General features: G+C 73.1%; 1 pseudogene. It reads left to right on the top strand.

The features are described from left to right. Positions 1-242: pseudogene (locus ACZ6JE_RS15495) on the top strand (LCP family protein); the annotation flags it as partial.

Raw genomic sequence — 242 nt, 5'->3', positions numbered from 1 at the left:
GAGCACGGCTCTGCCGGTCCGCAACCCCGACCTCGGGTCGGAGCCGTTCATGACCCGGCGGGCCTGGGGGCTGGTCGTGCTGAACGTGCTCGTGCCAGGCTCCGCCCAGGGCCTGGCCGGCAACCGGCGACTGGGTCGGATCGGGCTCGCCTCGACCCTCGTCTTCTGGGCCGTGCTGGTCGGCGTGCTGCTCTCGGCGCTGTTCTTCCGCCGCCCCCTGATCGAGAGGGCGACGAGCGTCG

It is taken from the genome of Frigoribacterium sp. AC759 (assembly GCF_979256015.1).
The sequence above is the reverse complement of the archived record's forward strand: the minus strand, read 5'-3'. Positions and strand labels throughout refer to the sequence as shown.